At 67.8% G+C, this 23165-nt stretch carries 10 protein-coding genes; 4 read left to right on the top strand and 6 right to left on the bottom strand.

Annotation, left to right across the window (positions count from 1 at the left end):
• Positions 1-48: 48 nt before the first annotated feature.
• Together N0B28_RS08600 and N0B28_RS08595 are read right to left on the bottom strand one after the other, a co-directional pair.
• The gene (locus N0B28_RS08600; protein ID WP_275731481.1) at positions 49-1380 is read right to left on the bottom strand and encodes an ATP-binding protein; all 1332 of its coding nucleotides are present in this window, start codon (positions 1378-1380) and stop codon (positions 49-51) included.
• Positions 1377-2060, bottom strand: coding sequence for a response regulator (locus tag N0B28_RS08595; protein WP_043862400.1), 684 nt, complete (start codon positions 2058-2060; stop codon positions 1377-1379). The genes N0B28_RS08600 and N0B28_RS08595 overlap by 4 nt, the downstream gene beginning before the upstream one ends.
• 175 nt (positions 2061-2235) lie before the next feature.
• Between N0B28_RS08595 and dsbD the strand changes: the two genes are divergently transcribed.
• Genes dsbD through dsbG form a run of 3 tightly spaced genes read left to right on the top strand, consistent with a single transcriptional unit; the run spans position 2236 to position 5551 of the window.
• Entirely contained in the window at positions 2236-3954 is a 1719-nt protein-coding gene (gene dsbD, locus N0B28_RS08590) for a protein-disulfide reductase DsbD (RefSeq protein ID WP_088515642.1), read from the top strand.
• Positions 3954-4799, top strand: a complete 846-nt coding sequence (locus N0B28_RS08585) for a TlpA disulfide reductase family protein (RefSeq protein ID WP_043862398.1) — start codon at positions 3954-3956, stop codon at positions 4797-4799. Before dsbD ends, N0B28_RS08585 begins: the two co-directional genes overlap by 1 nt.
• Positions 4796-5551 carry a thiol:disulfide interchange protein DsbG gene (gene dsbG / locus N0B28_RS08580; protein WP_275731477.1) on the top strand — a complete coding sequence of 252 codons (756 nt, stop codon included), beginning with the start codon at positions 4796-4798 and terminating at the stop codon, positions 5549-5551. Before N0B28_RS08585 ends, dsbG begins: the two co-directional genes overlap by 4 nt.
• A 153-nt stretch (positions 5552-5704) precedes the next feature.
• Here dsbG and N0B28_RS08575 read toward each other — a convergent pair whose 3' ends face one another.
• Entirely contained in the window at positions 5705-7078 is a 1374-nt protein-coding gene (locus N0B28_RS08575) for a sodium:proton antiporter (RefSeq protein ID WP_275731474.1), read from the bottom strand.
• Between the two features lie 160 nt (positions 7079-7238).
• Positions 7239-20189, bottom strand: coding sequence for a non-ribosomal peptide synthetase (locus N0B28_RS08570; RefSeq protein ID WP_275731471.1), 12951 nt, complete (start codon positions 20187-20189; stop codon positions 7239-7241).
• A gap of 329 nt (positions 20190-20518) precedes the next feature.
• Here N0B28_RS08570 and N0B28_RS08565 point away from each other — a divergent pair, with 329 nt between their 5' ends.
• Positions 20519-21058, top strand: a complete 540-nt coding sequence (locus N0B28_RS08565; RefSeq protein WP_043862395.1) for an RNA polymerase factor sigma-70 — start codon at positions 20519-20521, stop codon at positions 21056-21058.
• Positions 21059-21203: 145 nt separating this feature from the next.
• Here the strand turns inward: N0B28_RS08565 and N0B28_RS08560 are convergent, their stop codons facing one another.
• On the bottom strand, positions 21204-22217 hold the full coding sequence (locus N0B28_RS08560) for a GNAT family N-acetyltransferase (RefSeq protein ID WP_275731469.1): 1014 nt from the start codon (positions 22215-22217) through the stop codon (positions 21204-21206).
• 65 nt (positions 22218-22282) lie between these two features.
• Complete coding sequence (locus N0B28_RS08555) at positions 22283-23038, bottom strand: transporter substrate-binding domain-containing protein (protein ID WP_043862419.1); 756 nt, start codon at positions 23036-23038, stop codon at positions 22283-22285.
• Between the last annotated feature and the right edge of the window lie 127 nt (positions 23039-23165).

Below are 23165 nucleotides of genomic sequence, written 5' to 3'. Positions count from 1 at the left end.
CGGTCCACACCTTACGGGGGCGAGCGGCGCCTGACGAGGCCGGCGGGGTTACATTTGATGTGCACGCAACGGCATCTGCAGCAACACGCGCAAGCCGTCGGCGTGGCTGTCGAACGTCAGCGAGCAGGCGCAGCGCTGCACGATCGCCTGCACGATCGCCAGGCCCAGGCCACAGCCTTCGCTATGGCCATTGCGCCAGAAACGCTGGGTCACATGCTGCAGGTTCTGTGCATCGATGCCCGGCCCATGGTCGCGTACCAGAAAGCCCACGGTGTTCGCCTTGACCTGAACATGCAGCTCCACCGGCGCATCGGCGGCGCTGTGGCGCAGGGCGTTGTCCAGCAGGTTGCGCAAGGCCGCCACCGCCAGCGCCGCGGGCATGTCGGGAAACACCTGGGCCGCCGGCGCCGCAGCCTGCAGCACGATGCGCCGGTTGTCGCCCAGGCCCGCATCCTGGATGGCCTGGCGGGCGATCTGCTCGGCGCTGTACTGCACGCCATCATCGAACGACAGGCTGCCCTCCACCCGCGCCAGCAACAGCAGCTGCTCCAGGGTACGGTGCAGGCGATCGGCGCCCTGCTCGGCATGCTCCAGGGCCTGCTCGCGCACCTTGCCATCGGTCATGCGGGCCACTTGCAGGTGGGTCTTGATCGCCGTCAGCGGGCTGCGCAGTTCATGCGCGGCATCGCCGGTCAGGCGCCGTTCGCGCTCGATGGTCTGGCCGATGCGCTGGAACAGCTGGTTCTGGGTTTCGAGCAACGGCTGCAATTCGCTGGGCAGGGCACGCACCTGCAACGGCTCCAGCGAATCGGGGCTGCGCCTTCGCAGTGCGTCGCGCATGCGGTTGAGCGGCGCCAGGCCCTTGCCCACCCCCAGCCACAGCAGCCCGAGGCTGCCCAGCAACGCCACCAGCACAGGGGCCGAGGCCGCCAGCAGGATCGAGCGGTTCAGCGCCTCGCGCTCCAGGTGCCGGTCGGCAGTGGTGATGCGCACATCGCCGCGTGCATAGGTGAAGCTGCGCCACAGTGCGCCATCGATCATCTGGTCGTGAAAGCCGCTGCGCTGGTCGTCGAGGGTCTGGTCGGCATGGTTGTGGCTGCGCGCCAGGATCTCGCCGCGCAGCGAGCTGACCTGGCAGGCCATGCCATCGGGGATGCTGAACTGGTCGGTGCTCAGGCGCGTGCCCTCGCCCTTGCTGGTCAGCGGCTGCGGCAACTGGTCGATCAGCCCGGCGACCATGCGCGCCGACGCCACCAGGCGCTGGTCGAGGGAGAACATCATCTGCTGGCGCAGGTCGCACAGCATCCACGTCGCGGCCAGGGCCCAGATCAGGATGAAGGCAGTGCCCAGAATCAGGCTCAGGCGCAGGCGCAGGCTCATCGTTGCAACGCCTGCGGCACCTGGGCCGGCCCCAGGCGATAACCCAGGCCGCGCACGGTCTCGACGATGCCGTTGCCCAGCTTGCGGCGCAGGTGATGGATGTGCACGTTCAGGGCATTGCTTTCGACCTCGTCGCCAAAGCCGTAGACGCTGTCCTTGAGCTGCTCGCTGGACAGCACCCGGCCGCGGTTCTGCAGCAGGGCCTGGAGCAGCGCCTGTTCGCGGCGCGACAGGTCCACCGGCTGACCGGCCAGGTGCGCTTCGCAGCTGGAGGGGTCGAAGCTCAGCGGGCCGTGTTCGATGACGTTGACACAGCGCCCGGCCACGCGGCGCAGCAGGGTGTGCAGGCGCGCGGCCAGCTCGCGCAGATCGAAGGGTTTGAGCAGGTAGTCGTCGGCGCCGGCCTGCAGCCCGTCGACCCGGTCGGTGACCGCATCGCGCGCGGTCAGGATCAGCACCGGCAGGCTGTGGCCCTGCTGGCGCAGGCGTTGCAGCAGCTTGAGGCCGTCTTCGTCGGGCAGCCCCAGGTCCAGCACCATCACGTCGAAATGCGCGGCCTGCAGCATCGCCCGCGCCGCACTGGCGCTGGCCACGCGGTCGACGGTCAGGCCCTGGGCACTCAGGCCGGCAATGATGCCGCTGGCGATCAGGTCATCGTCTTCACAGAGCAGTACGTGCATGGGGCGGGCTCGGTCGTTGGCAGAAAGGCCCAGTGGGCCACAGGCGGATTAACCGGGGATTATGCCGCGCCCAGGCGCACACGTCGCCTGCGAGGCGACGGCTGCCCATCGGTTAACCCTGGGTTAATCCATGCCGGTCAGTCTTGCGGGCTTATCGCACTGCCAAGGCGTCGACATGCGCGTATTTCTTCTAGCCCTGCTGTGGCTGTTCAGTTCGCTGAGCCAGGCCCAGCCCTTCAACAACCCTTTTGCCCAGAGCGAATTCCTGCCCGTGGAAAAGGCCTTCGTGTTCAGCAGCGAGCGCCTGCCCTCGGGGCAGATGCGCCTGCACTGGCAGATCAGCGACGGCTACTACCTGTACCAGAAGCGTCTGAAGTTCGATGGCCTGGCCCCCGAGGCGGTACCACCATTGCCGCCGGCCCTGCCCCACAGCGACGAGTACTTCGGCGAAACCCAGGTGTACCGCGGCGAACTCGAGCTGCTGATACCGGCCAACGCCACCGGCCAGTTGCGCATGGGCTGGCAGGGCTGTGCCGACGCGGGGCTGTGCTACCCGCCCCAAACCAGCCCGGTCGATCTGGGCGGGCAGGCCGCAGGCGCCGAGCAGGCCAGCGACCAGGCCCTGGCCGGCAGCCTCGGCGAACACCCGCTGGCCTGGAGCCTGCTGGCCTTCTTCGGCCTGGGACTGCTGCTGGCCTTTACCCCCTGTTCGTTGCCGATGCTGCCGATCCTGGCCGGGCTGGTGATGGGCAACGGCGCCAGCACCCGCCGCGGGCTGGTGCTGGCAGGCGCCTACGTACTGAGCATGGCGCTGGTGTATGCCGCCCTGGGCGTGGTTGCCGCACTGCTTGGCGCCAGCCTGCAGGCATGGCTGCAGCAGCCTTGGCTGCTGGGCAGCCTGGCCGCGCTGTTCGTGCTGCTGGCCCTGCCGATGTTCGGCGCCTTCGAGCTGCAGCTGCCCACCTTCGTGCGCGACCGCCTGGAGCGCGCAGGCCGCAACACCCGTGGCGGCAATCTGTATGGCGCGGTACTGCTGGGGGCCTTGTCGGGCCTGCTGATGGGGCCGTGCATGACCGCCCCGCTGGCCGGCGCGCTGCTGTACATCGCGCAGAGCGGCAATGCCGTGCATGGCGCGCTGGTGCTGTTCAGCCTGGGCCTGGGCATGGGCCTGCCGCTGTTGCTGCTGGTGACCGTGGGCAACCGCTACCTGCCACGTCCGGGGGCCTGGATGAACCGGGTCAAGGCGGTGTTCGGCTTCGTGTTCCTGGGCATGGCGTTGTACACCCTGCGCGCGGTGCTCGACCCTGCGCTGTGGCTGGGCCTGTGCGGGGCCTGGCTGATTGCGCTGGCCTGGGGCGCCTGGTCCGCGGTCCACACCCTGCGCGCCCTGCAACCGGCCGTGCTGCTGGCGGGCCTGTGGGGCGTCTTGCTGGTGGTGGGCGCGGCCGGTGGCGCGAGCAACCTGCTGCAGCCCCTGCAACCCTATGCCGGTGGCACCGGCAATGCCGTGGCTGCGCCCCACGCCGACGCCTTCACCACGGTGCGCACCCCGGCCGAGCTGCAGGCGCAGCTGGACGCCGCCAAGGCCCAGGGGCAGTGGGTGTTCCTGGATTACTACGCCGACTGGTGCGTGTCGTGCAAAGTCATGGAAAAACAGGTGTTCGCCCGCCCCGACGTGCTCGCCGCGCTGGAAGGCGTGCGCCTGGTACGCCTGGACGTGACCGCCGATGCCCCGGCCAGCCAGCAGCTGCTGCAGCGCTACCAGGTGCCCGGCCCGCCGAGCATGCTGTGGATCGGCCCCGAGGGCGACGAGCGCCGGGCCAGGCGCATCACCGGTGAAGTCAACGCCGCCACCTTCCTGCAACACTGGACCGCCACCCGGAGCCAAGGCTGATGCTGACCGTTAACCTGGGCCCCCTGACCATCGCCCTCGACCACCTGCTGCTGCTCTGCGCCCTGGGCCTGGCCACGCTGGTGGGCTGGCGGGTGGCCAGGCGCGGCGGCGACAACCCCGAGGCCGCACTGTTTCGCCTGTTCCTGCTCGGCCTGCTGTGCGCCCGGCTGGGGTTCGTGGCGCGCTACTGGTCGATGTATGCCGAGGACCCGGTGCAGATCATCGACATCCGCGATGGCGGCTTTTTGCCCTGGGCCGGCCTGGTGGCGGTGCTGCTGGGGGCGGCCTGGTACGCCTGGCGCCAGGCGAGCCTGCGCCGGCCACTGGGCTGGGGCCTGTTCAGCGGCGCGCTGTTCTGGCTGCTGGCCAGCTGGGCCAGCCACCTCTACGAGCAGGGCACGCAACTGCCGGACCTGGCCCTGCGCGATGCCCAGGGCCATTCGGTGGCGCTGCACAGCCACCGCGGCCGGCCGTTGGTGATCAACCTGTGGGCCACCTGGTGCCCGCCGTGCCGGCGCGAGATGCCGGTGCTGCAACAGGCCCAGCATGATTATCCGGACGTGACCTTCCTGTTCGTCAACCAGGGCGAAACCCCGCAGATCGTCACCAACTTCCTGGCCACCACCGGCCTGAACCTGTCCCATGTACTGTTCGATACCGGTGGCCAGCTGGCCCAGCAGGTCGGCTCCATGGCGCTGCCCACCACCCTGTTCTACGACGCCGAGGGGCGCCTGGTGGGCAGCCACCTGGGGGAGCTGTCCCGTGCCAGCCTGCGCCATGCCCTCGAATCCTTCGACCGCGATACCGCGCTCGCTCCCACCGTTCCAGCAAGGACGACACCATGAAAGTTTCCGCCATTACCCTCGCCCTGGGCATGTTCGCCACCCAACTGGCCGTCGCCGAAGAATTGCCCAAGGCCGTGCAGCAGATCGAGGCCAAGGGCGCCAAGGTCACCGGCAGCTTCGATGCGCCCAATGGCCTGAAAGGTTATGCCGCGCAGTTCCAGAACCGTGGCGTGGCCCTGTACCTGACCCCGGACGGCAAGCACGTGCTGGTGGGCAGCCTGTTCGACGAACAGGGCCAGGACCTGAGCGAGGCGCCGCTGGAGAAGCTGGTGTATGGACCCATGGCCAAGCAGGTGTGGGCCAAGCTCGACAAGACCGCGTGGATTGCCGATGGCAAGGCCGATGCACCGCGGGTGGTGTACCTGTTCAGCGACCCCAACTGCCCGTACTGCAACATGTTCTGGCAGCAGGCACGGCCGTGGGTGGACTCGGGCAAGGTGCAATTGCGCCACATCATGGTCGGCATCATCCGCGCCGACAGCCCGGCCAAGTCGGCCGCGTTGCTGGCCAGCGCCGACCCGCAGAAGGCCTTGCAGGCCCATGAAAGCGCGGGCAAGGCCAGCACCCTCAAGCCGCTGGCGAAGATTCCGACGCAGGTGCAGGCCAAGCTGGATGCGAACCTGGCGCTGATGGAGGAGCTGGGGTTGTCGGCTACGCCGGCGATCTTCTACCTGGATGACAAGGGGCAGTTGCAGACCCAGCAGGGTGCGCCGCGGCCAGAGATGTTGGGGAAGATACTGGGCAAGCGTTGAGGTTGTTGGGGCCGACAAAAATCTGAAGCCGGGCACCAGAGCTGGCGATGCAAATCCCACAGGCCATGGCCTGCAGGATCGGTGTTGTCAGCCTTGTTTGTTCGGCCGAAGATCGCAGTGGGGCCATCATGGCCTTTGGGGGTTGGGGTGGCGCTACAGCATCACCAGCGTCAACACCACCAGCAACGGCAACAGCACCGCACACGACCACGCCATGTACCCGAAGAAGCTCGGCATCTTCACCCCGCGCTGCTCGGCTATCGCCTTGACCATGAAGTTCGGCGCGTTGCCAATGTAGGTCATCGCCCCCATGAACACCGAACCCATGGAGATCGCCAGCAAGGTCTGCGGCATGCGCTCCATCAACACCTGCGCATCCCCAGCCGCCATGTTGAAGAACAACAAATAGGTCGGCGCATTGTCCAGGAAGCTCGACAAGGTCCCGCTCAACCAGAAGTACATGCTGTCGATCGGCTCGCCCTGCGCACCACTCACGCTCGCCACCAACCACGCCAACTGGCCGTCACTGCCGGCCCGCAATATCGCAATCACCGGGGCAATGGTGAGAAAGATGCCCGCAAACAACTTGGCCACCTCGACGATCGGCCCCCAGTCGAACTCGTTGGCAACCCGCAGGCCGCGCGGGGTGAACCACAACGACAGCAAGGCCAGTACCACCAGCAGGCCGTCACGCAACAGGTTCTGCACCTCGACCCGAGTGCCCATCAGCTCGACGCCAATCCCCGGTTTCCAGAGGCCCGACATCAATACCGCCAGCACCACGCCCGCCAACAGCAGGAAGTTGCGCTTGCCCAGCAGGCGCAACGGCGCATCCGGCGTCGGGTCTTCGGCCAGCATTTCGTTTTCGCGGCGATAGTAGTAGCGGTCGATCAGGTAGAACACGCCCAGCAACGGCACCGCCAGCAACACCACCGGCAAGGCCATGTGCTGCAGGGTCCAGGCAAAGCTCACACCCTTGAGAAAACCCAGGAACAACGGCGGGTCGCCCAACGGGGTCAGGCCGCCGCCGACGTTGGCCACCAGAAAGATGAAGAACACCACCACGTGCGCGGTGTGCTTGCGGTTGTCGTTGGCACGCAGCAGCGGGCGGATCAGCAGCATCGCCGCCCCCGTGGTGCCCATCACCGAAGCCAGCACCGCCCCCAGCGCCAGCAACCGCGTGTTGAGCCACGGCGAGCCATGCAGGTTGCCCTCCACCACGATCCCGCCCGAAATGGTGAACAGCGCAAACAGCAGGATGATGAACGGCAGGTACTCGGCCAGCAGTACGTGCACGCCCAGCCCCAGGCTGGCGTGCCAGCCGAAGGCAAAGCAGAACGGCAGCGCGAACAGCAGCGTCCAGCCCAGGGTGATCTTGCCGAAATGGTGATGCCACAGCGATGCGGCCACGATGGGCAGCAAGGCGATGCTCAGCAGGATGCCGGCAAACGGCACGCCCCACAGCAGGCCCATGCGCGCGCCATCGACCTCGGCGGCGCTGGCGATGCCCGGCAGGCACAGCAACAAGAGGGCCGCCAGCAGCGACAGACAGGAACAACCACGAAACAAAGCAGGGAAAAGGCGCATCGATACCGACCGTGTGCAGATGAACAGCAGCGCGCCAGCCCGAAGGCTGGCGCGCATGAGCGAAGCATGGATGCTAAACCAAAATGCCCCGCTCGGCTGCCTACAACGCCTCCAGCGAAGCCATCAGGTCACTCAGCCGGTCGACCTTGTCGTCGCTCAGCACCGTGGCCTCGAGGCCCTCCACATAGATCGCCAGTTCCTCCACGCTGCTGCATTCGAACATGGCCCGCAGCGGCACGTTCAGTTGCAGCACCTTCTGCACCCGCGAAGCAATCTGGGTGGCCAGCAGCGAATGCCCGCCCAACTCGAAGAAGTTGTCGCGCACCCCCACCCGCTCGACCTTGAGCACATCGGCCCAGATGTCAGCAAGTTGCTGCTCCAGTTCACTGCGCGGCGCCAGGTAGGCCTGGCTGTGCTGCTGGCCGAACTCGATGGCCGGCAGCGCCTTGCGGTCGAGCTTGCCGTTGGCGTTGCGCGGCAACTCGGCCAGCCACGCCCAGTGCAGCGGCACCATGTACTCCGGCAGTTCGGCGCGCAGGCGCTGGCGAACCTGTTCCAGCAATGGCGCCGTGTCGGCACGGCTGTCGGCCGCCACCAGGTAGCCGACCAGGTGCTTGCCGTTGGCACCCTCCTGCACGCCCACCGCCGCGTCACGCACCTGGACCTGTTCATGCAGGCGTGCCTCGATTTCGCCCAGTTCGATGCGGTAGCCGCGAATCTTCACCTGGTGATCGATGCGCCCCACGTACTCCAGCACCCCGTCGGCACGCCGGCGTGCCAGGTCGCCGGTGCGGTACAGGCGCTCGCCTGGGGCGCCGAACGGGTGCGGGATGAACGCCTGGGCCGTGCGCAGCGGGTCGCCCACGTAGCCGCGCCCTACCCCGGTGCCGGCCACGCACAGCTCGCCCACCGCGCCCAGCGGCACCAGCTCGTGATCTTCACCTAACAGGTACAGGCGGTTGTTGTCGGTCGGCGTGCCGATCGGCAGGTAGCTGCCCTGGGTGGAGGCCGCATCGACGCGGAAGAACGCCACGTCATCGGAGCACTCGGCCGGGCCGTAGGCATTCACCAGGCCGACCTGCGGGTAGCGCTCCAGCCACTGCCAGGCCAGCTCCGGCGGCATCGCCTCGCCGGTGGGCAGCATCCAGCGCAGGCCGCTCAGGTGCTGGCGCTCGTTGGCCAGCATGCCCTGGATCAGCGACGGCACGCTTTCGAGCACCGTGATGCCGGCGGCCTGCACATGCTCCAGCAGCCCTTGCGGATCGTGCGCGATGGCATTGGGCACGATCGCCACCTGCGCGCCGAACAGCGGCGCGGCAAGGAACTGCCACACCGAGATATCAAAGCTCTGCGAGGCGGTCTGCGCGATCACGTCCGCCTCGCCCAGTTGCAGGTACGGCACCTTGCTCAGCTGGTTGTTGAGCATGCCGCGCTGCTCGACCATCACGCCCTTGGGCAGGCCGGTGGAGCCGGAGGTGTAGATCACGTAGGCGAGGTTGTCCGGCGCGCTGTAGATGCCCGGGTTGGCTTCGCTGCCGTCGCCGGCCTGAATGTCCTCCCACACCAGCAGGCGCGGCCGCCCGGCACACCCCAGTTCGTCGAGCAGGGCCTGTGCCTGGGCCAGGCAGGCCCGGGTGCAGACGATCACCGGGGTGCGGCTGAGCTCGACGATGCGTTGCAGACGCGCGCCGGGCAGGCCCGGGTCCAGCGGCAGGTAGCCGGCGCCGGCCTTGAAGCTGCCGACGATCATGCCCAGCAGCGCCAGCCCGCGCTCGGCCAGCAGTGCCACCGGCTGGTCGACCTGCACCCCGGCCGCCACCAGGGCATGTCCGAGGCGGTTGGCCTGGCAGTTCAGCTCGGCGTAGCTGCACTGCTGTTCGAGGCAGCGTGCGACCACCCGCTCGGGATGCGCCGCCACCCTCGCCTCGAACAACGCCGCGTAGCTCTGCTGCAGCGGATAGGCATGCTCGCTGCGGTTGCAGTCCTGCAGCAGGAAGCGCTGTTCCTGCTCGCCCAGCAGTGCCAGCTGCGCCACATCGCCGTGCAAGCCCTCCATCAGCGCCAGCAGCAGGCGCTTGAATTCGCCCAGCAGGCGTTCGACGGTGGCGCGGTCGAAGTAGCGCTGGTCGAACGACAGGTGCAGGCCCAGATCGTCGCCGGGGTAGCACACCGCTGTGAGGGGGAAGTTGGTGTGGGTGCGGCCCGAGTCGGAGGTTGCATTCAGGCTCTGGGCGCGGTCCAGCACCGCCACTTCGACCGGGGCGTTCTCGAACACAAACAGGCTGTCGAACAGCGGCTGGCCCTTGGGCAGTTCGCTGCATTCCTGGATGTTGACCAGCGGCAGGTACTCGTACTCGCGCACCTCCATGTTGCGTTCCAGCAGGCCCTGCAGCCATTGGCGCACCGAACACCGCTCGCCGGGGGCCGGCAGGGTGACACGCAGTGCGATGCTGTTGATGAACAGGCCCACGGTGTGCTGCATCTGCGGCAGGCTGACCGGGCGCCCGGCCACGGTCACGCCGAACACCACGTCACGCTCGCCGCTGAAGCGGCTGAGCACCAGCGCCCAGGCCGCCTGGGCGAAGGTGTTGACGGTCAGCTGATGGGCCTGGGCCAGCTCGCGCAGGCGTACCCCGTCCTCCACCGCCAGGCGCGTGTAGCAGTCGCCCACCTGCATGCCGCCGTGATCGCCCGCGTGCTCGCGCAGCAGCGGGCGGTCGCTTGGAAGGTAGGTGGTGCGCTCGAAGCCCTGCAGGTTCTGCCGCCACCACTGGCGCGCCTCGTCCAGGCTCTGGTGCTGCAGCCAGCCGATGTAGTCGCGGTAGCGCGGCGGCGTCGCCAGCTGCGCCTCACGGCCCTCGCCCAGGGCCAGGTAGAGCTCGAAGAAGTCGTTCATCAGCAGCGAGCGGCACCAGGCATCGATGAGGATGTGGTGGTTGCTCATCATGAACCAGTACTGCGCCTGGCCCACGCGGATCAGGCGCAGGTGGAACGGCGCCTGCTGCAACAGCTCGAAACCGGCCTCGCGCTCCTGCTTGTGCAGGGCCTGCAGGCGTGCTTCGTGATCGGCCTGCGGGTCGGCGCTCCAGTCCTGATAGTCGATAGGCGTGGTGCCGGGCTTGTGAATGATCTGCAGCATGCCTTCGCCGGCATTCCAGCAGAACGAGGCGCGCAGGGCTTCGTGCCGCGCCACCACCGCCTGCCAGGCCTGGGCGAAGCGCTGCGGGTCGATCTCGCTGTTGATGCGGTAGCGGTCCTGCATGTAGTAGATGCCGGTGCCCGGTTCGAGCAGCGTGTGCAGCAGCATGCCCTCCTGCATCGGGGTCAGCGGGTACACGTCCTCGATCTGCGCGGCGGGCACCGGCAGGCTGTCGATCTGTGCCTGGGTCAGGCGCGCCAGCGGGAAGTCCGACGGCGTGAAGCTGCCGTTGGCGTCATCCAGGCAATGGACGATCAGGCTCGCAAGCTCGCCGAGGTAGGCGCGGGCCAGCTCTTCGATGGTCTGGGTGTCGAAGCGCTCGCGGCTGAAGGTCCAGCGCAGCTGCAACTGGCCGTCGTACACCTGGCCGTCGACGCTCAGCCAGTTGGGCAGCGGTGCGTCGAGGTCGTGGGCCAGGCCCGCGGGTTCATCCACCGGCTGATACAGCGCCGCACTGCCGAACTGCTGGTCGAACTGGCCCAGGTAGTTGAAGGTGATGCGCGCCTGGGGCAGCGCGGCCATGGCTTCGCGGGTGGCGTCATCGGCCAGGTAGCGCAGTACCCCATACCCCAGGCCCTTGTGCGGCACGCTGCGCAGTTGCTCCTTGATCACCTTGATCGAGGCCGCCTGCCCGGCGGCCTCCTCGATGTTCAGCGGGCTCAGGCGCAGCGGGTAGGCGCTGGTGAACCAGCCGACGCTGCGGCTCAGGTCGATCTCGTCGAACAGGGTCTCGCGGCCATGCCCTTCGAGCTGCACCAGCACCGAGGTATCGCCGCTCCAGCGGCACAGCACCCGGGCCAGCGCGGTCAGCAACAGGTCGTTGACCTGGGTGCGGTAGGCCGCGGGGGCCTGCTGCAGCAACTGGCGCGTCTGCCCCTGGCTCAGTTGCACGCTGACGGTGTGCGCCTGGCGGTGCAGATTGGCACCCTGGGGGTGGTCGCACGGCAGCTCGCGGGTGGCGGCACTGAGCTGCGCCTGCCACCAGTGCTGCTCGTCACGCAGCGAGTCGCTGCCGGCATAGGTGGCCAGGCGTGCGGCCCAGTGGCTCATCGCGCTGGTCTTGGCTGCCAGCGGCTGGCCACGGTACAGCGCCTGCAGGTCTTCGAGCAGCACGCGCCACGACACGCCATCCACCACCAGGTGATGGATCGCCAGCAGCAGGCGCTGGGCGCCCTGCCCGTCCTCCACCAGCAGCGCACGCAGCAGCGGGCCGTCGGCGAGGTCGAGGCTGCGCTGCACATCGCTGTACAGGGCCTGGCAATCCTGCAGATCGGCCACCGAAGCCTGCCACAGCAGTGCGCGCGTATCGGCCGGGGCGTAGCTGGCGCGGCCCTCGCAAAAGCGCAGGCGCAGTGCATCGTGATGCGCCACCAGCGCCTGCAGAGCCTGTTCCAGCGCTTCGCCGGCCAGGCGTTCGGCAGGCGCCAGCAGCACGGCCTGGTTCCAGTGCTGCGGTTGCACCACGTCGCTGTCGAAGAACCAGTGCTGGATCGGCGTGAGCGCTGCGGCGCCGCTGAGCGGGCCCTGTTCGATCAGCGTGGCCTGGCTGCGGCTGACCACCGTGGCCAGGGTCTGCACGGTCTGCTGCTGGAACAGGTCGCGGGCGCTGAAGTGCAGGCCCAGCTGGCGGGCGCGGCTGACCACCTGGATCGACAGGATCGAGTCGCCGCCCAGTTCGAAGAAGTTGTCCTGCAGGCCCACGCGCTCGACGTTGAGCACATCGCGCCAGATCGCGGCCAGTTGCTGCTCCACCTCGCTGCGTGGCGCCTCGTAGTGCTCGCGGCCCTGCTCCCTGTCCGGCAGCGGCAACGCGTGACGGTCGAGCTTGCCGTTGCCGGTCAGCGGCATCTGATCCAGCAGCACCAGGTGGGCGGGCACCATGTAGTCGGGCAGGTTCACCCGCAGTTGCGCCTTGAGGCTGTCGCGCAGCGCCGCCTGCTGTTCGGCGCCGGCCTGTGCCTGCTCGCACACCAGGTAGGCAGCCAGTTGCTTGCCGCCGGGCATGTCCAGCGCCAGCACCACGGCCTCGCGCACGTCGGCATGTTCCAGCAGGCGGCTTTCGATCTCACCCAGTTCGATACGGAAGCCGCGGATCTTCACCTGATGGTCGATACGCCCCATGTACTCCACCAGCCCGTCGGCGCGCTGGCGCACCAGGTCGCCGGTGCGGTACAGGCGCCCGCCCCGCTGGCTGAACGGGTCGGCGACGAAGCGTTCGGCGCTCAGCCCAGGTCGATCATGGTAGCCCTGGGCCAGGCCTGCGCCACCGATGTACAGCTCGCCGATGGCGCCCTGCGGCAGCAGCGCCAGGTCGGCATCGAGGATGTACGCCACGCGGGCGCCGATCACCCGGCCGATCGGCACACTGCCGGCGCCCGCTTCAAGGGCCGGTGGTGCCAGGCAGGCCAGCGGCATCACCACGGTTTCGGTGGGGCCGTAGGCATTGAAGAACTGCGCCGGCTTGAACGCCTCGCGAATGCGTTGCAGGTGCTCGCCGGTCAGGGCTTCGCCGCCGGTGATGCACAGGCGCACCGGCAGCTGTTCGTCGCGGCTGGCCAGCCATTGCGCCAACTGGCTGCCGTAGCTCGGCGTGAAGCCCAGCACGCTGACCTGCTGCTGGCGGATCAGCGTGCAGATTTCCTCGGCACCCCACTGCCCCTGGGCGCGCAGCACCACCCGTGCGCCGCTGAGCAATGGCACCAGCAGGCGCTCGGTGGCCGCGTCGAAGTTGATCGAATAGAAGTGCAGCTCGCAGTCGTCGCTGCGCATGCCGAACGCCTCGATCACCGCCAGGCAGTGCATGGCGATCTCGCCATGGCTGACCACCACGCCCTTGGGCTTGCCGGTGGAGCCGGAGGTGTAGATCAGGTAGGCCTGATGGCCCGGCAGGCTGAGTGACGGCAAGGCCTCGGCGCTGTAGCCGTGCAGCGCCGCCGCGTCGTCGTCCAGGCACCAGCGGGCCACGCCGGACGGCAGCTCGCCCAGCCTGTCGAACAGCGCGCGCTGGCCCAGCAGCAGGCCGATGCCGCTGTCCTGGATCATGTACTGCAGGCGTTCGAGGGGGTATTCCGGGTCCAGCGGCACGTAGGCACCGCCGGCCTTGAGAATCGCCAGCAGGCCGATCACCAGCTGCGCCGAACGCTCCAGCGCCAGGCCCACCCGCACCTGCGGGCCCACGCCACGTTCGCGCAGCACCCGCGCCAGGCGGTTGGCCCGGGCATCGAGCTGGGCGTAGCTCAGGTGTTCACCGGCAAAGGTCAGTGCCAGTGCATCCGGGGTGCGCTGGGCCTGTGCACTGAACAGGTCATGCACGGTGCGGTTCAGGCCCGGCGCTGCGGGGTCGCCGGCCAGGTTGTCGAACAGGGCCTGGCGCTCGCCCTGGCCCAGCAGCGGCAGTTCGCACAGGCGTTGCTGCGGGTCGGCCAGCAAGGCGTCGAGCAACCGCTGCCAGTGCGCCGCCATGCGCGCGATGCGGGGCGCGTCGAACAGGTCGCAACTGTAGGTCAGGCAGCAGCCCAGGCGACGGTCGAGGTCGGTGACTTCCAGGTTGAGGTCGAACTTGGTCGCCCGGGCATCGTTGACCAGGTACTCCACCTGCATGCCGGCCAGTTGGCGGCTCTGCTGGAATTCCCAGCGCTGCACGTTGCACATCACCTGGAACAGCGGGTTGTAGGCGGCGCTGCGCGGTGGCTGCAAGGCTTCGACCAGGTGATCGAACGGCAGGTCCTGGTGCGACTGGCCGTCGATCACGGTCTGGCGCACCTGCTCGATCAGGTCGGCCACGCGCATCTGCCCGTCCAGCTGGCAACGCAGCACCTGGGTGTTGAGGAAGGCGCCGATCAGCCCCTCGCTTTCCGGGCGGATGCGGTTGGCCACCGGTGCGCCGATGCGCAGGTCGGTCTGCCCGCTGTAGCGGTACAGCAGCAGCGTCAGGGTGGCGGTCATGGTCATGAACAGGGTCAGGCCATGCTCGGCATTGAAGGCGCGCACCCTGGCGGCCAGCTCATCGCTCAGGTCGAAGCGGTACAGCTCGCCGCGGTGGCTCTGCACCGCCGGGCGCGGACGATCGGCGGGCAATTCCAGCACCGGGTGTTCATCGCCCAGCTGTGCGCGCCAGTAGTCCAGCTGGCGCTGGCGCTCGCCGGCCTCCAGCCACTGGCGCTGCCACACGCTGTAGTCCAGGTACTGCACCGGCAGCGGTTCGAGCGGCGAATCGCGGTCGTCCAGAAACGCTTCGTACAGCTCGCCCAGCTCGCGGGCAAAGATGTCCATGGCCCAGCCTTCGGTGACGATGTGGTGCAGGGTGAGCACGAAGTAGTGCTCCTGCTCGCCGGCCTTGACCAGGCAGGCACGCAGCAGCGGGCCGGTCTCCAGGTCGAACGGCTGGTGCGCCTGCTCGTCGGCCAGGGCCTGCAGGCGCTGCTGGCGCTGCGCCTGGTCGTGGGCCGAAAAATCCAGCCAGTTCATCACCAGCCCGGTGTCGGGCGAAACGGCCTGGTACGGTACGCCATCGATGCTCGGGAAGGTGGTGCGCAGGGTCTCGTGGCGCACGATCAGCGCCTGCAGGGCCTGTTCGAAGCGGCTGACGTCCAGCACCCCGCGCAGGCGTGCCATGCCGCCGACGTTGTAGGCCGGGCTGTCCGGCTCCATCTGCCAGAGGAACCACATGCGCTGCTGCGAGTACGACAGCGGCACCGGCTGGCTGCGGTCAATGCGCGTTATTTCGCCTTGCAGGTTGTGCTGCCCGGCCAGTTGCAGGGCCTCGATGCGCGCGGCGAAGGCGCCCAGCGCGCTGGCTTCGAACAGGGTGCGCAGTGGCAGTTCGACGTCGCAGGCCTGGCGCGTGCGGGCGATGATCTGGGTGGCCAGCAGCGAGTGCCCGCCGAGGGCGAAGAAGTCATCGTCCAGGCCGACCCGCGCCAGGCCCAGCACATCGCACCAGATGGCGGCGATCTGCTGTTGCAGCGGCGTGACCGGGGCAACATGCACGCGCTGCTGCCAACTCGGCTCGGGCAGCGCCTTGCGGTCGAGCTTGCCGCTGGGGCCCAGCGGCATCTGCGCCAGGTGCACCAGTTGCGCGGGCACCATGTAGGGCGGCAATTGCGCCGCCAGTGCGCTCAGCAATGCTTCGCCGCAGTCGTGCGCGTGGGTGTAGTAGCCGACCAGTTGCGGGCCGGCCGCCGTGTCGCGTACCAGCACCACGGCCTGCTCCACGCCCGGCTGGGCCAGCAGGCAGGCCTGCACCTCTTCGGGCTCTACACGAAAACCGCGCAGTTTGACCTGCTGGTCGATGCGGCCCAGGTATTCCAGTGCCCCCAGGTCGGCCAGCCAGCGCGCACGGTCGCCGCTGCGGTACAGGCGCTGGCCGTCGGCGCCGGGCACGAAGCGTTCGGCGGTGAGGCCCGGCCGGCCCAGGTAGCCACGGGCCAGGCCCGCACCGCCCAGGCACAGCTCACCGGGCACCCCCACAGGCGAAAGCGCCAGCTCCTCATCGAGCACCTGGCACTGCACGTTGGCCAGGGGCCGGCCGATGGGCGAGCGCAGGCCGTCTTCACGGCGGCAGTGCCAGTGGGTGACGTTGATCGCGGTTTCGGTCGGCCCATAGCGGTTGTGCAGTGCCACGTGCGGCAGTACCTGCAGCACACGGTCGCGCAGCGCCGCCGGCAACGCCTCGCCGCCGGAGAACACCCGGCGCAGGCTGGTACAGGCGGCCGCCAGGGGCTCCTGCACGAACACCTGCAACAGCGGCGGCACGAAGTGCAGCGTGGTCACGCCATGCTGCTGCACCAGTTCGGCGATGCGCTGCGGGTCGCGGTGCTCGCCGGGGCCGGCCAGCACCAGCGTGCAGCCCTGGGCCAGCGGCCAGAAGCATTCCCACACCGACACGTCGAAGCTGATCGGGGCTTTTTGCAGCAGCACGTCGTGTTCGTCCAGCGCATAGGTGGCCTGCATCCAGTGCAGGCGCTCGGCCAGGGCCGCATGGGTGTTGCCCACGCCCTTGGGCTGGCCGGTGGAGCCGGAGGTGTAGATCACGTAGGCCAGGTTGTCACCGTGCAGGTGCAGGCCCGGCGCCTGGCTGGGCCAGTTGTCCAGGTGCAGGGTGTCCATGGCGATGGTACTCACGCCCTCGACCTGGGGCAGGCGTTCGAGCACCTCGCTGTGGCTGAGCAGCAGGCTTGCGCCGCAGTCGGCGAGCATGTAGGCCAGGCGCTCGGCCGGGTAGTCGACGTCCAGCGGCACGTAGGCACCACCGGCCTTGAGAATCGCCAGCAGGCCCACCAGCAGCTGCGGCGAACGCTCGGCGGCAATCGCCACGCACACGTCCGGGCCCACGCCCTTGTCGCGCAGGTAATGGGCCAGGCGGTTGGCCTGGGTGTGCAGGCTCGCGTAGTCCAGGCTGCCGCCGGCCCATACCAGCGCGGTGCGCTGCGGGGTGCTGCGCGCCTGTTCGTTGAGTTGCTCCACCAGCCACTGGCCGGGGGCCGCTGCCGGGGCCTGGCCCCAGTCGAGCAGTTGGGCGCGGCCCGGGGCGTCGAGCAGGTTCAGCTCGGCCAGCGGCAGCTGCGGCGCGCTGCTCACCTGCTGCAGCAGGCTGACCAGTTGCGCGGCCAGGCGCTCGATGCTGGCAGCGTCGAACAGCTCGTCGGCATAGTCGAAGGAAAGGCTGATGCGGCCCTGGTGGCCTTCTTCGCTGTGCAGTTGCAGGTCGAACTTGGCCTCGCGGCTGTGCCACGCCAGTTCGTCGGCCAACAGCCCCGGCAGGCGGCGCAAGGCGCCGAGGTCGCGCTGCTGGTGGTTGAACATGACCTGGAACAGGCCCTGCTCGCGGGCCTCGGGGAAGGCTTCGACCAACTGCTCGAACGGCAGGTCCTGGTTGGCCTGGGCTTCAAGGGTGCGCTGGCGCACCTGGGCCAGCAAGGCACTGAAGGGCTGGCGTGGGTCAAGCTCGGCGCGCAGCACCTGGGGGTTGATGAAGAAGCCGACCAGGCCCTGGGTTTCAAGGCGCGGGCGGTTGGCATTGGGCACGCCGACGCGGATGTCGCGCTGGCCGCTGTAGCGGTGCAGCAGGGTTTGCCAGGCCGCCAGCAACAGCATGAACAGGCTGGCATCGTGGGCCTGGGCCACCTGGCGCAGTGCAGTGCCCAGCGCCGGCTCAAGACGCAGGCTCAGGCGCTTGGCACTGTTGCACTGCTGCACCGAGCGCGGGCGATCGGTGGGCAGGTCGAGCACCGGCTGCGCATCGCCGAGCAAGGTCTTCCAGTAGGCGAGCTGGCGGGTACTTTCCCCCTGGGCCAGCCACTGGCGCTGCCAGCTGGCATAGTCGGCGTAATGCACCGGCAACGTATTCAGTCGCGCCTGCTGGCCCTGGCAGGCGGCGGCATACAGGCGCGCGAATTCGTCCAGCAGAATGTTCATCGACCAGCCGTCGGCGATAATGTGGTGCAGGGTCACCCACAGCTGATGGGTTTCGTTGCCCTGGCGTACCAGGGTGACCCGCAGCAGCGGCCCGCGCTCCAGGTCGAAGGGTTGGCGCGCCTCGTCTTCGCGCAACTGCTGAACGCGGGCCGGGGTTTCGTGCCCCAGGTCCAGGCTGTGCACCTGCAACGCCAGGTTCGCCAGCACGCGCTGCACCGGTTGGCCGTGGTGGTCGGCAAACACCGTGCGCAGCGCTTCATGGCGGGCCACCAGCGCCTGGAAGCTGCTGCGCAGCGCAGCCTCGTCCAGTTCGCCGCGCAGGCGCAGGCCACCCGGGATGTTGTAGGCCGCACTGCCAGGCTCCAGTTGCCACAGCAGCCACAGCCGGGCCTGAGCCAGCGATTGCGGCAGCGCCTGTTCGCGGGGCAATTGCGCGATGGCGCCCTGGGCCACCCCGCCGTCGATGTGCAGGCGGGCCACCTGGGCAGTGAAGCCGGCCAGGGTCGGCGCTTCGAACAGCAGGCTCAGGCTCAGTTCCAGCCCCAGTTCGTCACGCAGGCGCGCCGTGAGCTGGGTGGCGGCGATGGAGTTGCCGCCGAGCAGGAAGAAGTGATCGTCGTCGCCCACCTCGGCCACGTTCAGTTGCTCGCACCACAGCCGCGCGATCAGCGCCTGCAACCCGTCGCCGCTCGGCGCCGCGTGGCGTGCGGCAGGCGCCTGAGCCTCCGGGAAGCGGGCGTAGCAGTCCAGGCTGCCATCGTGCAGGCGCAGGCGGCAGGCCGAACGCTGCAACTTGCCGCTGGAGGTCTTGGGCAACGCACCGGGGTTGAGCAGCAGCACCACCGCCGGGGCCTGCTGGCAGGCATCGGCGATGACCTGGCGCAGGGTGCGGATCAGGTTCGCCGGCTCGATGACCTTCTGCACGTTGCGGCTGATCTCCACCGCGATGCCGATACCCTCCTCGCCCTGGTCGTCGACGGCGAACACTGCCACGCGGCCCTTGCGCAGCACGTCGACCTCGCGCTCCAGGGTCTTTTCCAGGTCCTGCGGGTAGAGGTTGTGCCCGCGTACGATGAGCATGTCCTTCAGGCGCCCGGTGACGAACAGTTCGCCGTCACGCATGAAGCCCAGGTCGCCGGTGCGCAGCCAGGTGCGCCCGCCGTGCTCGACGAAGGTCTTTGCGCTGGCCTCGGGGTTGCGCCAGTAACCGTGGGCGATGCTCGGGCCGGCGGCCCAGATCTCGCCCACCTGGTTGTCGCCCAGCACAGCCAGGGTGTGCGGTTCGACGACCTGCACCGCGTGCAGCGGCTGGCTGAAGCCGCAGCTCATCTGCACGCTGCCCTCGCCTGCTTCGGCGCGGTTGTGCGCCAGTGCCGCGCTGTCCAGCGCCAGCGCGGGGATACCGCCGCCGCGCACGCTGCCACTGACGAACAGGGTGGCTTCGGCCAGGCCGTAGCTGGCGAAGAAACTCGAGGGCACGAAACCGCACGCGGCGAATTTGTCGGCAAAGCTGTCGAGGCTGTCCTGGCGGATCGGCTCGGAGCCCGAATAGGCCACGCGCCAGCAGCTCAGGTCGAGGCTGGCCAGCGCCGCACTGCTGACGCGCTCGTTGCACAGGCGGTAGGCGAAGTCCGGCCCGCCGCTGATGGTGCCGCGGTAATCGCTGATCGCCTGCAGCCAGCGCTGCGGCCGCGCCAGGAAGTAGGCCGGGGCCATCAGCACGCAGGGCACGCCGCTGAAGATCGGTTGCAGCAGGCCGCCGATCAGGCCCATGTCGTGGTACAGCGGCAGCCAGCTGACGATCACGTCGTCGGGGTTCACGTCGATGCCGAAACCGTGGCGGATCAGCACTTCGTTGGCCACCAGGTTGCCGTGGCTGACCTGCACGCCCTTGGGCAGCGCGGTGGAGCCGGAGGTGTACTGCAGAAAGGCGATGTCGTCCGGCTTGAGCGACGGGGCCTGCCACTGCTCGCCCAGGCCGGCGTCAAGGTGATCGACGCTGAGCAGCTGCGGCGCATCCTCGCCCTTGAGTGCATCCAGGGCCAGCAGGCTGTTGTGCAGGTTGTCGACGGTCAGCAGCAGGCGCGGCTGGGCGTCCTCGATGATCGACAGTAGGCGGGCCTGGTGGTGGGTGCGCGAGGATTCCGGCGGATAGGCCGGCACGGCGATCACCCCGGCATACAGGCAGCCGAAGAACGCGGCGACGTAGTCCGGGCCACTGGGGAACAGCAGGATCGCGCGGTCGCCCGGCACCGCACGCGCCTGCAATGCGGCGGCGATGCTGCATGCACGCAGGTGCAGGTCACGGTAGCTGAGCACGGCCTGGTCGCGGGCGTCTTCGGCGAGAAAGCGCAAGGCCACCCGCTCAGGGGTCAGCGCAGCACGCTGGGTGAGGGCCTGGACCAGCGTAACCGGGAGTTCGAAGGCGTCCGTCATGGAAAGTTCCTGCCAGTGTCTGTACGTGAAAATCGGCATCGCGGGGCGCAGGGAGCCGGGTGTTCGGGCACCGGCACACGCCCTTCAGGGGCCGAGGATGTACACAGGGGAACGGATGAACGGGTGAAATAATTAGGCGCCACTGTGGCGCGGCGACCGGTGATTTTCGAAGCGGATCACGGAGTGGTGCTTAGAACCAAAAAACAGTTTGAAGTATTACTTTTCGCATTTGACAATAATTATCATTAAGAATAGCTTGTCGCACGTCGTAGGAAGCATCTCCTCGCGGAGTGCTTCGCTTCCCTCTTCGAGAACAAGGTGAAATTTCCATGGCGGAACAACTGTCCACAAGTAAGTGCGATTCACCGTTACTCCAAGCGTTCGTCGACAATCGCAGCATTCTGGTGAAAATTGCCGCCCGGATCACCGGGTGTCGCTCACGCGCCGAGGATGTCGTGCAGGACGCTTTCTTCCGGCTCAGTGCAGCCCCGCAGATCACCTCGTCGTTCAAGGCGCAGTTGAGCTACCTGTTCCAGATCGTGCGCAACCTGGCCATCGACCATTACCGCAAGCAGGCGATGGAGCTGAAGTATTCCGGCAGCGAAGAGGAAGGTCTGAATGTGGTCATCCATGGTGCCTCGCCCGAAGCCACGCACATCAATTTCGCGACGCTTGAGCACATTGCCGATGCGCTGAGCGAGCTGCCGCAGCGCACCCGCTATGCGTTCGAGATGTACCGCCTGCATGGCGTGCCGCAGAAGGACATCGCCAAGGAGCTGGGCGTGTCGCCGACCCTGGTGAACTTCATGATTCGCGATGCGCTGGTGCATTGCCGCAAGGTGTCGCTGGCGCGGGGTGAGGTGGCCTGAAGGGGCCACCCTGCGCCGCTGCTGCCCTGTAGGAGCCGGCGTTGCCGGCGATCCTCCCTCCAGGCCAGATGCCGGGTGTCCGGCAGCACGAGCGCCTTGTGCTGGTTCGCCGGCAACGCCGGCTCCTAAAGGATCGGGTGCCGGCCTATACCAGCCTGCAGCGCTCGAAGAAGCGCTCGCGTCCCAGGATCATCAGCGCCGCACGCTTGTGCGGGAAGTCGAATTCCTTCTCGCAGTGAAAGCACTGGTCATGCATGTACCCGATCATCTTGGCATTGTCGGCCCGAGGCTCGGCCACCACGCGCTGGGTGCGCGGGTCGTCCAGGAACAGGTAGTGCACCAGCGCCGACAGCCAGCTGGCCACCTTGTGCGGCCCGCGGTGCGTCTGCTCCCCTACCAGCATGTGAATGCCACGGTCGTAGTCGTCGGCCGCATAGAACGGTGCAATCCGGTCCTCCTTGGCCCAGTAGGCTTCGAAGTAGGCAAACGGCTGGTCGTCGAAGCAGCCGATCAGGGTCAGTGTGTGCGGGTCGGCCTCAAGCTTGCTCAGGTAGTCGCGGTGCTGTTCGAGGCTGCCGCCCTCCTGCCAGAAGCTCAGCACCCGCGGGTTGTTCTGCCAACGGTTGAAGCGCTCCAGGTCGTGGTCGATTTCCAGGGTCCGCAACGAGATCCACGCCCCCAGCCGCGCATCGAAGCGCCGATACACTTCCCCCCGCGGCTTGGGCGCACGGCGCGGATGACGCTTGCCGGCACTGATCTGCATCTGCTGCGGGTACACGCCCGACAGCGATTCGCCCAGCCACGGTTGCGGCAACTGCCAGAACAGCGTGCGCTCGCAGCGGTAGCGCCCCGCCTGTTCGTCGGCCACCAGCAGGCCGCTGGCCAGTGCCGCCTCGGGCACCTGCGCCAGATGCCAGCACAGGCGCTGACACCCCGGATCGCGGGAAAACAGCCAGTAGCACGCGGCCCACAACGCCTGCTGTGGGCGCTCGGGGCAGGTGTATTGCAGGTGCACGTCAAGGTCATCACCGCGCTCCAGACGCAGGCGCACCAATGGCGTGTCTTCGAGCACCAGGCTCAGGTGGCAGTCGGTTTCATCGGCGCTGAGGCTGCGCCAGCGCGGCAGGGCCAACGCGCAGGTTGCGGTATCGGAAGGCATGGTCTTGGGCTCACGAAGTGGAAGAGACAATCTCACTGCTGTTGACGTGAAAACCGTGGGCGAATTTAGGGCGAATGGGCCGCGCTGACACCGATCTGGTAAGGCCCGAAGATGTCCTGCAACTGACCGTTCTCGTGCAGTTGCTGCAACAGACGGGCAAAGGCCTCGCCACTGATCGGTGCCTGGGGACGCAGCAGTGCGTAATGGTGATAGGTCTGGTCGGTACGCTCGGAGGCCAGGAACTGGCCTCGGTAATCCTCGTGGCGCGCCAGAAAGTCGTACAGGTACGAACGGGTCACCAAGGCCACGTCGGCGCGGTCGCGCTGCACCATCATCAGGTTGCTGTCGTGGGAATAGGTCAGGGTGGCGCCGAATGTTTGCTGCAGGTACCTGGCGTCGGCATTGAAACCGGCGAAGGCGTAGTGATAGCCGCTGTACAACGCCAGGCGCTTGCCCTGCAGGCTGTCGAAGTAGCCCTGGCCGCGGCCTTCGATATTGTGCGTGACGAAGACTTCGGCATCTTCGAGGCCGAGATCGACCTTGACGAAGTCGATGCCTTTCCAGCCCCAGTCAGGGTTTTCGAAGATCGCCATGTCGATGCGACCCTCGTTGAAGTCGCGAAAGCGTCGCGGTATGGAGGTGGGCACCAGCGTGAAATGGTAGGTGTCCTGAAGCGCGTTCAAGGCCTGGATCAACTGCGCCAGCAGGCCGCTGCCGGTATCGCGTTCGGGATTGACGGTGTACGGGGGAAAGTGCGCTGCGCCGATCCTGATCTGCTCCTGGGCACACGCCGGTGTGGTCAGCCACGCCACCGCGAGCATCGACAGGGAGAGCACGACCTGTGGCAGTGACGCTGAACTCAAGGCAACACACTCTTTACGGGTTCGCGCCTAAACTAGGCGTTTTCCTACGCTTGCACAACTGGCAGAACCATCAGGCAAATGGCCA

This window comes from Pseudomonas sp. SD17-1 (assembly GCF_029201585.1).
GTDB lineage: Bacteria > Pseudomonadota > Gammaproteobacteria > Pseudomonadales > Pseudomonadaceae > Aquipseudomonas > Aquipseudomonas palmensis.
The sequence above is the reverse complement of the archived record's forward strand: the minus strand, read 5'-3'. Positions and strand labels throughout refer to the sequence as shown.

Excerpts from the sequence above, each read along its gene's own strand:
- N0B28_RS08555 (WP_043862419.1), bottom strand. The coding sequence starts at position 23,038 with ATGCTCGCGGTGGCGTGGCTGACCACACCGGCGTGTGCCCAGGAGCAG.
- N0B28_RS08585 (WP_043862398.1), top strand. The coding sequence starts at position 3,954 with ATGCTGACCGTTAACCTGGGCCCCCTGACCATCGCCCTCGACCACCTG.
- N0B28_RS08565 (WP_043862395.1), top strand. The coding sequence starts at position 20,519 with ATGGCGGAACAACTGTCCACAAGTAAGTGCGATTCACCGTTACTCCAA.
- N0B28_RS08595 (WP_043862400.1), bottom strand. The coding sequence starts at position 2,060 with ATGCACGTACTGCTCTGTGAAGACGATGACCTGATCGCCAGCGGCATC.
- N0B28_RS08560 (WP_275731469.1), bottom strand. The coding sequence starts at position 22,217 with ATGCCTTCCGATACCGCAACCTGCGCGTTGGCCCTGCCGCGCTGGCGC.
- dsbG (WP_275731477.1), top strand. The coding sequence starts at position 4,796 with ATGAAAGTTTCCGCCATTACCCTCGCCCTGGGCATGTTCGCCACCCAA.
- N0B28_RS08600 (WP_275731481.1), bottom strand. The coding sequence starts at position 1,380 with ATGAGCCTGCGCCTGCGCCTGAGCCTGATTCTGGGCACTGCCTTCATC.
- dsbD (WP_088515642.1), top strand. The coding sequence starts at position 2,236 with ATGCGCGTATTTCTTCTAGCCCTGCTGTGGCTGTTCAGTTCGCTGAGC.
- N0B28_RS08570 (WP_275731471.1), bottom strand. The coding sequence starts at position 20,189 with ATGACGGACGCCTTCGAACTCCCGGTTACGCTGGTCCAGGCCCTCACC.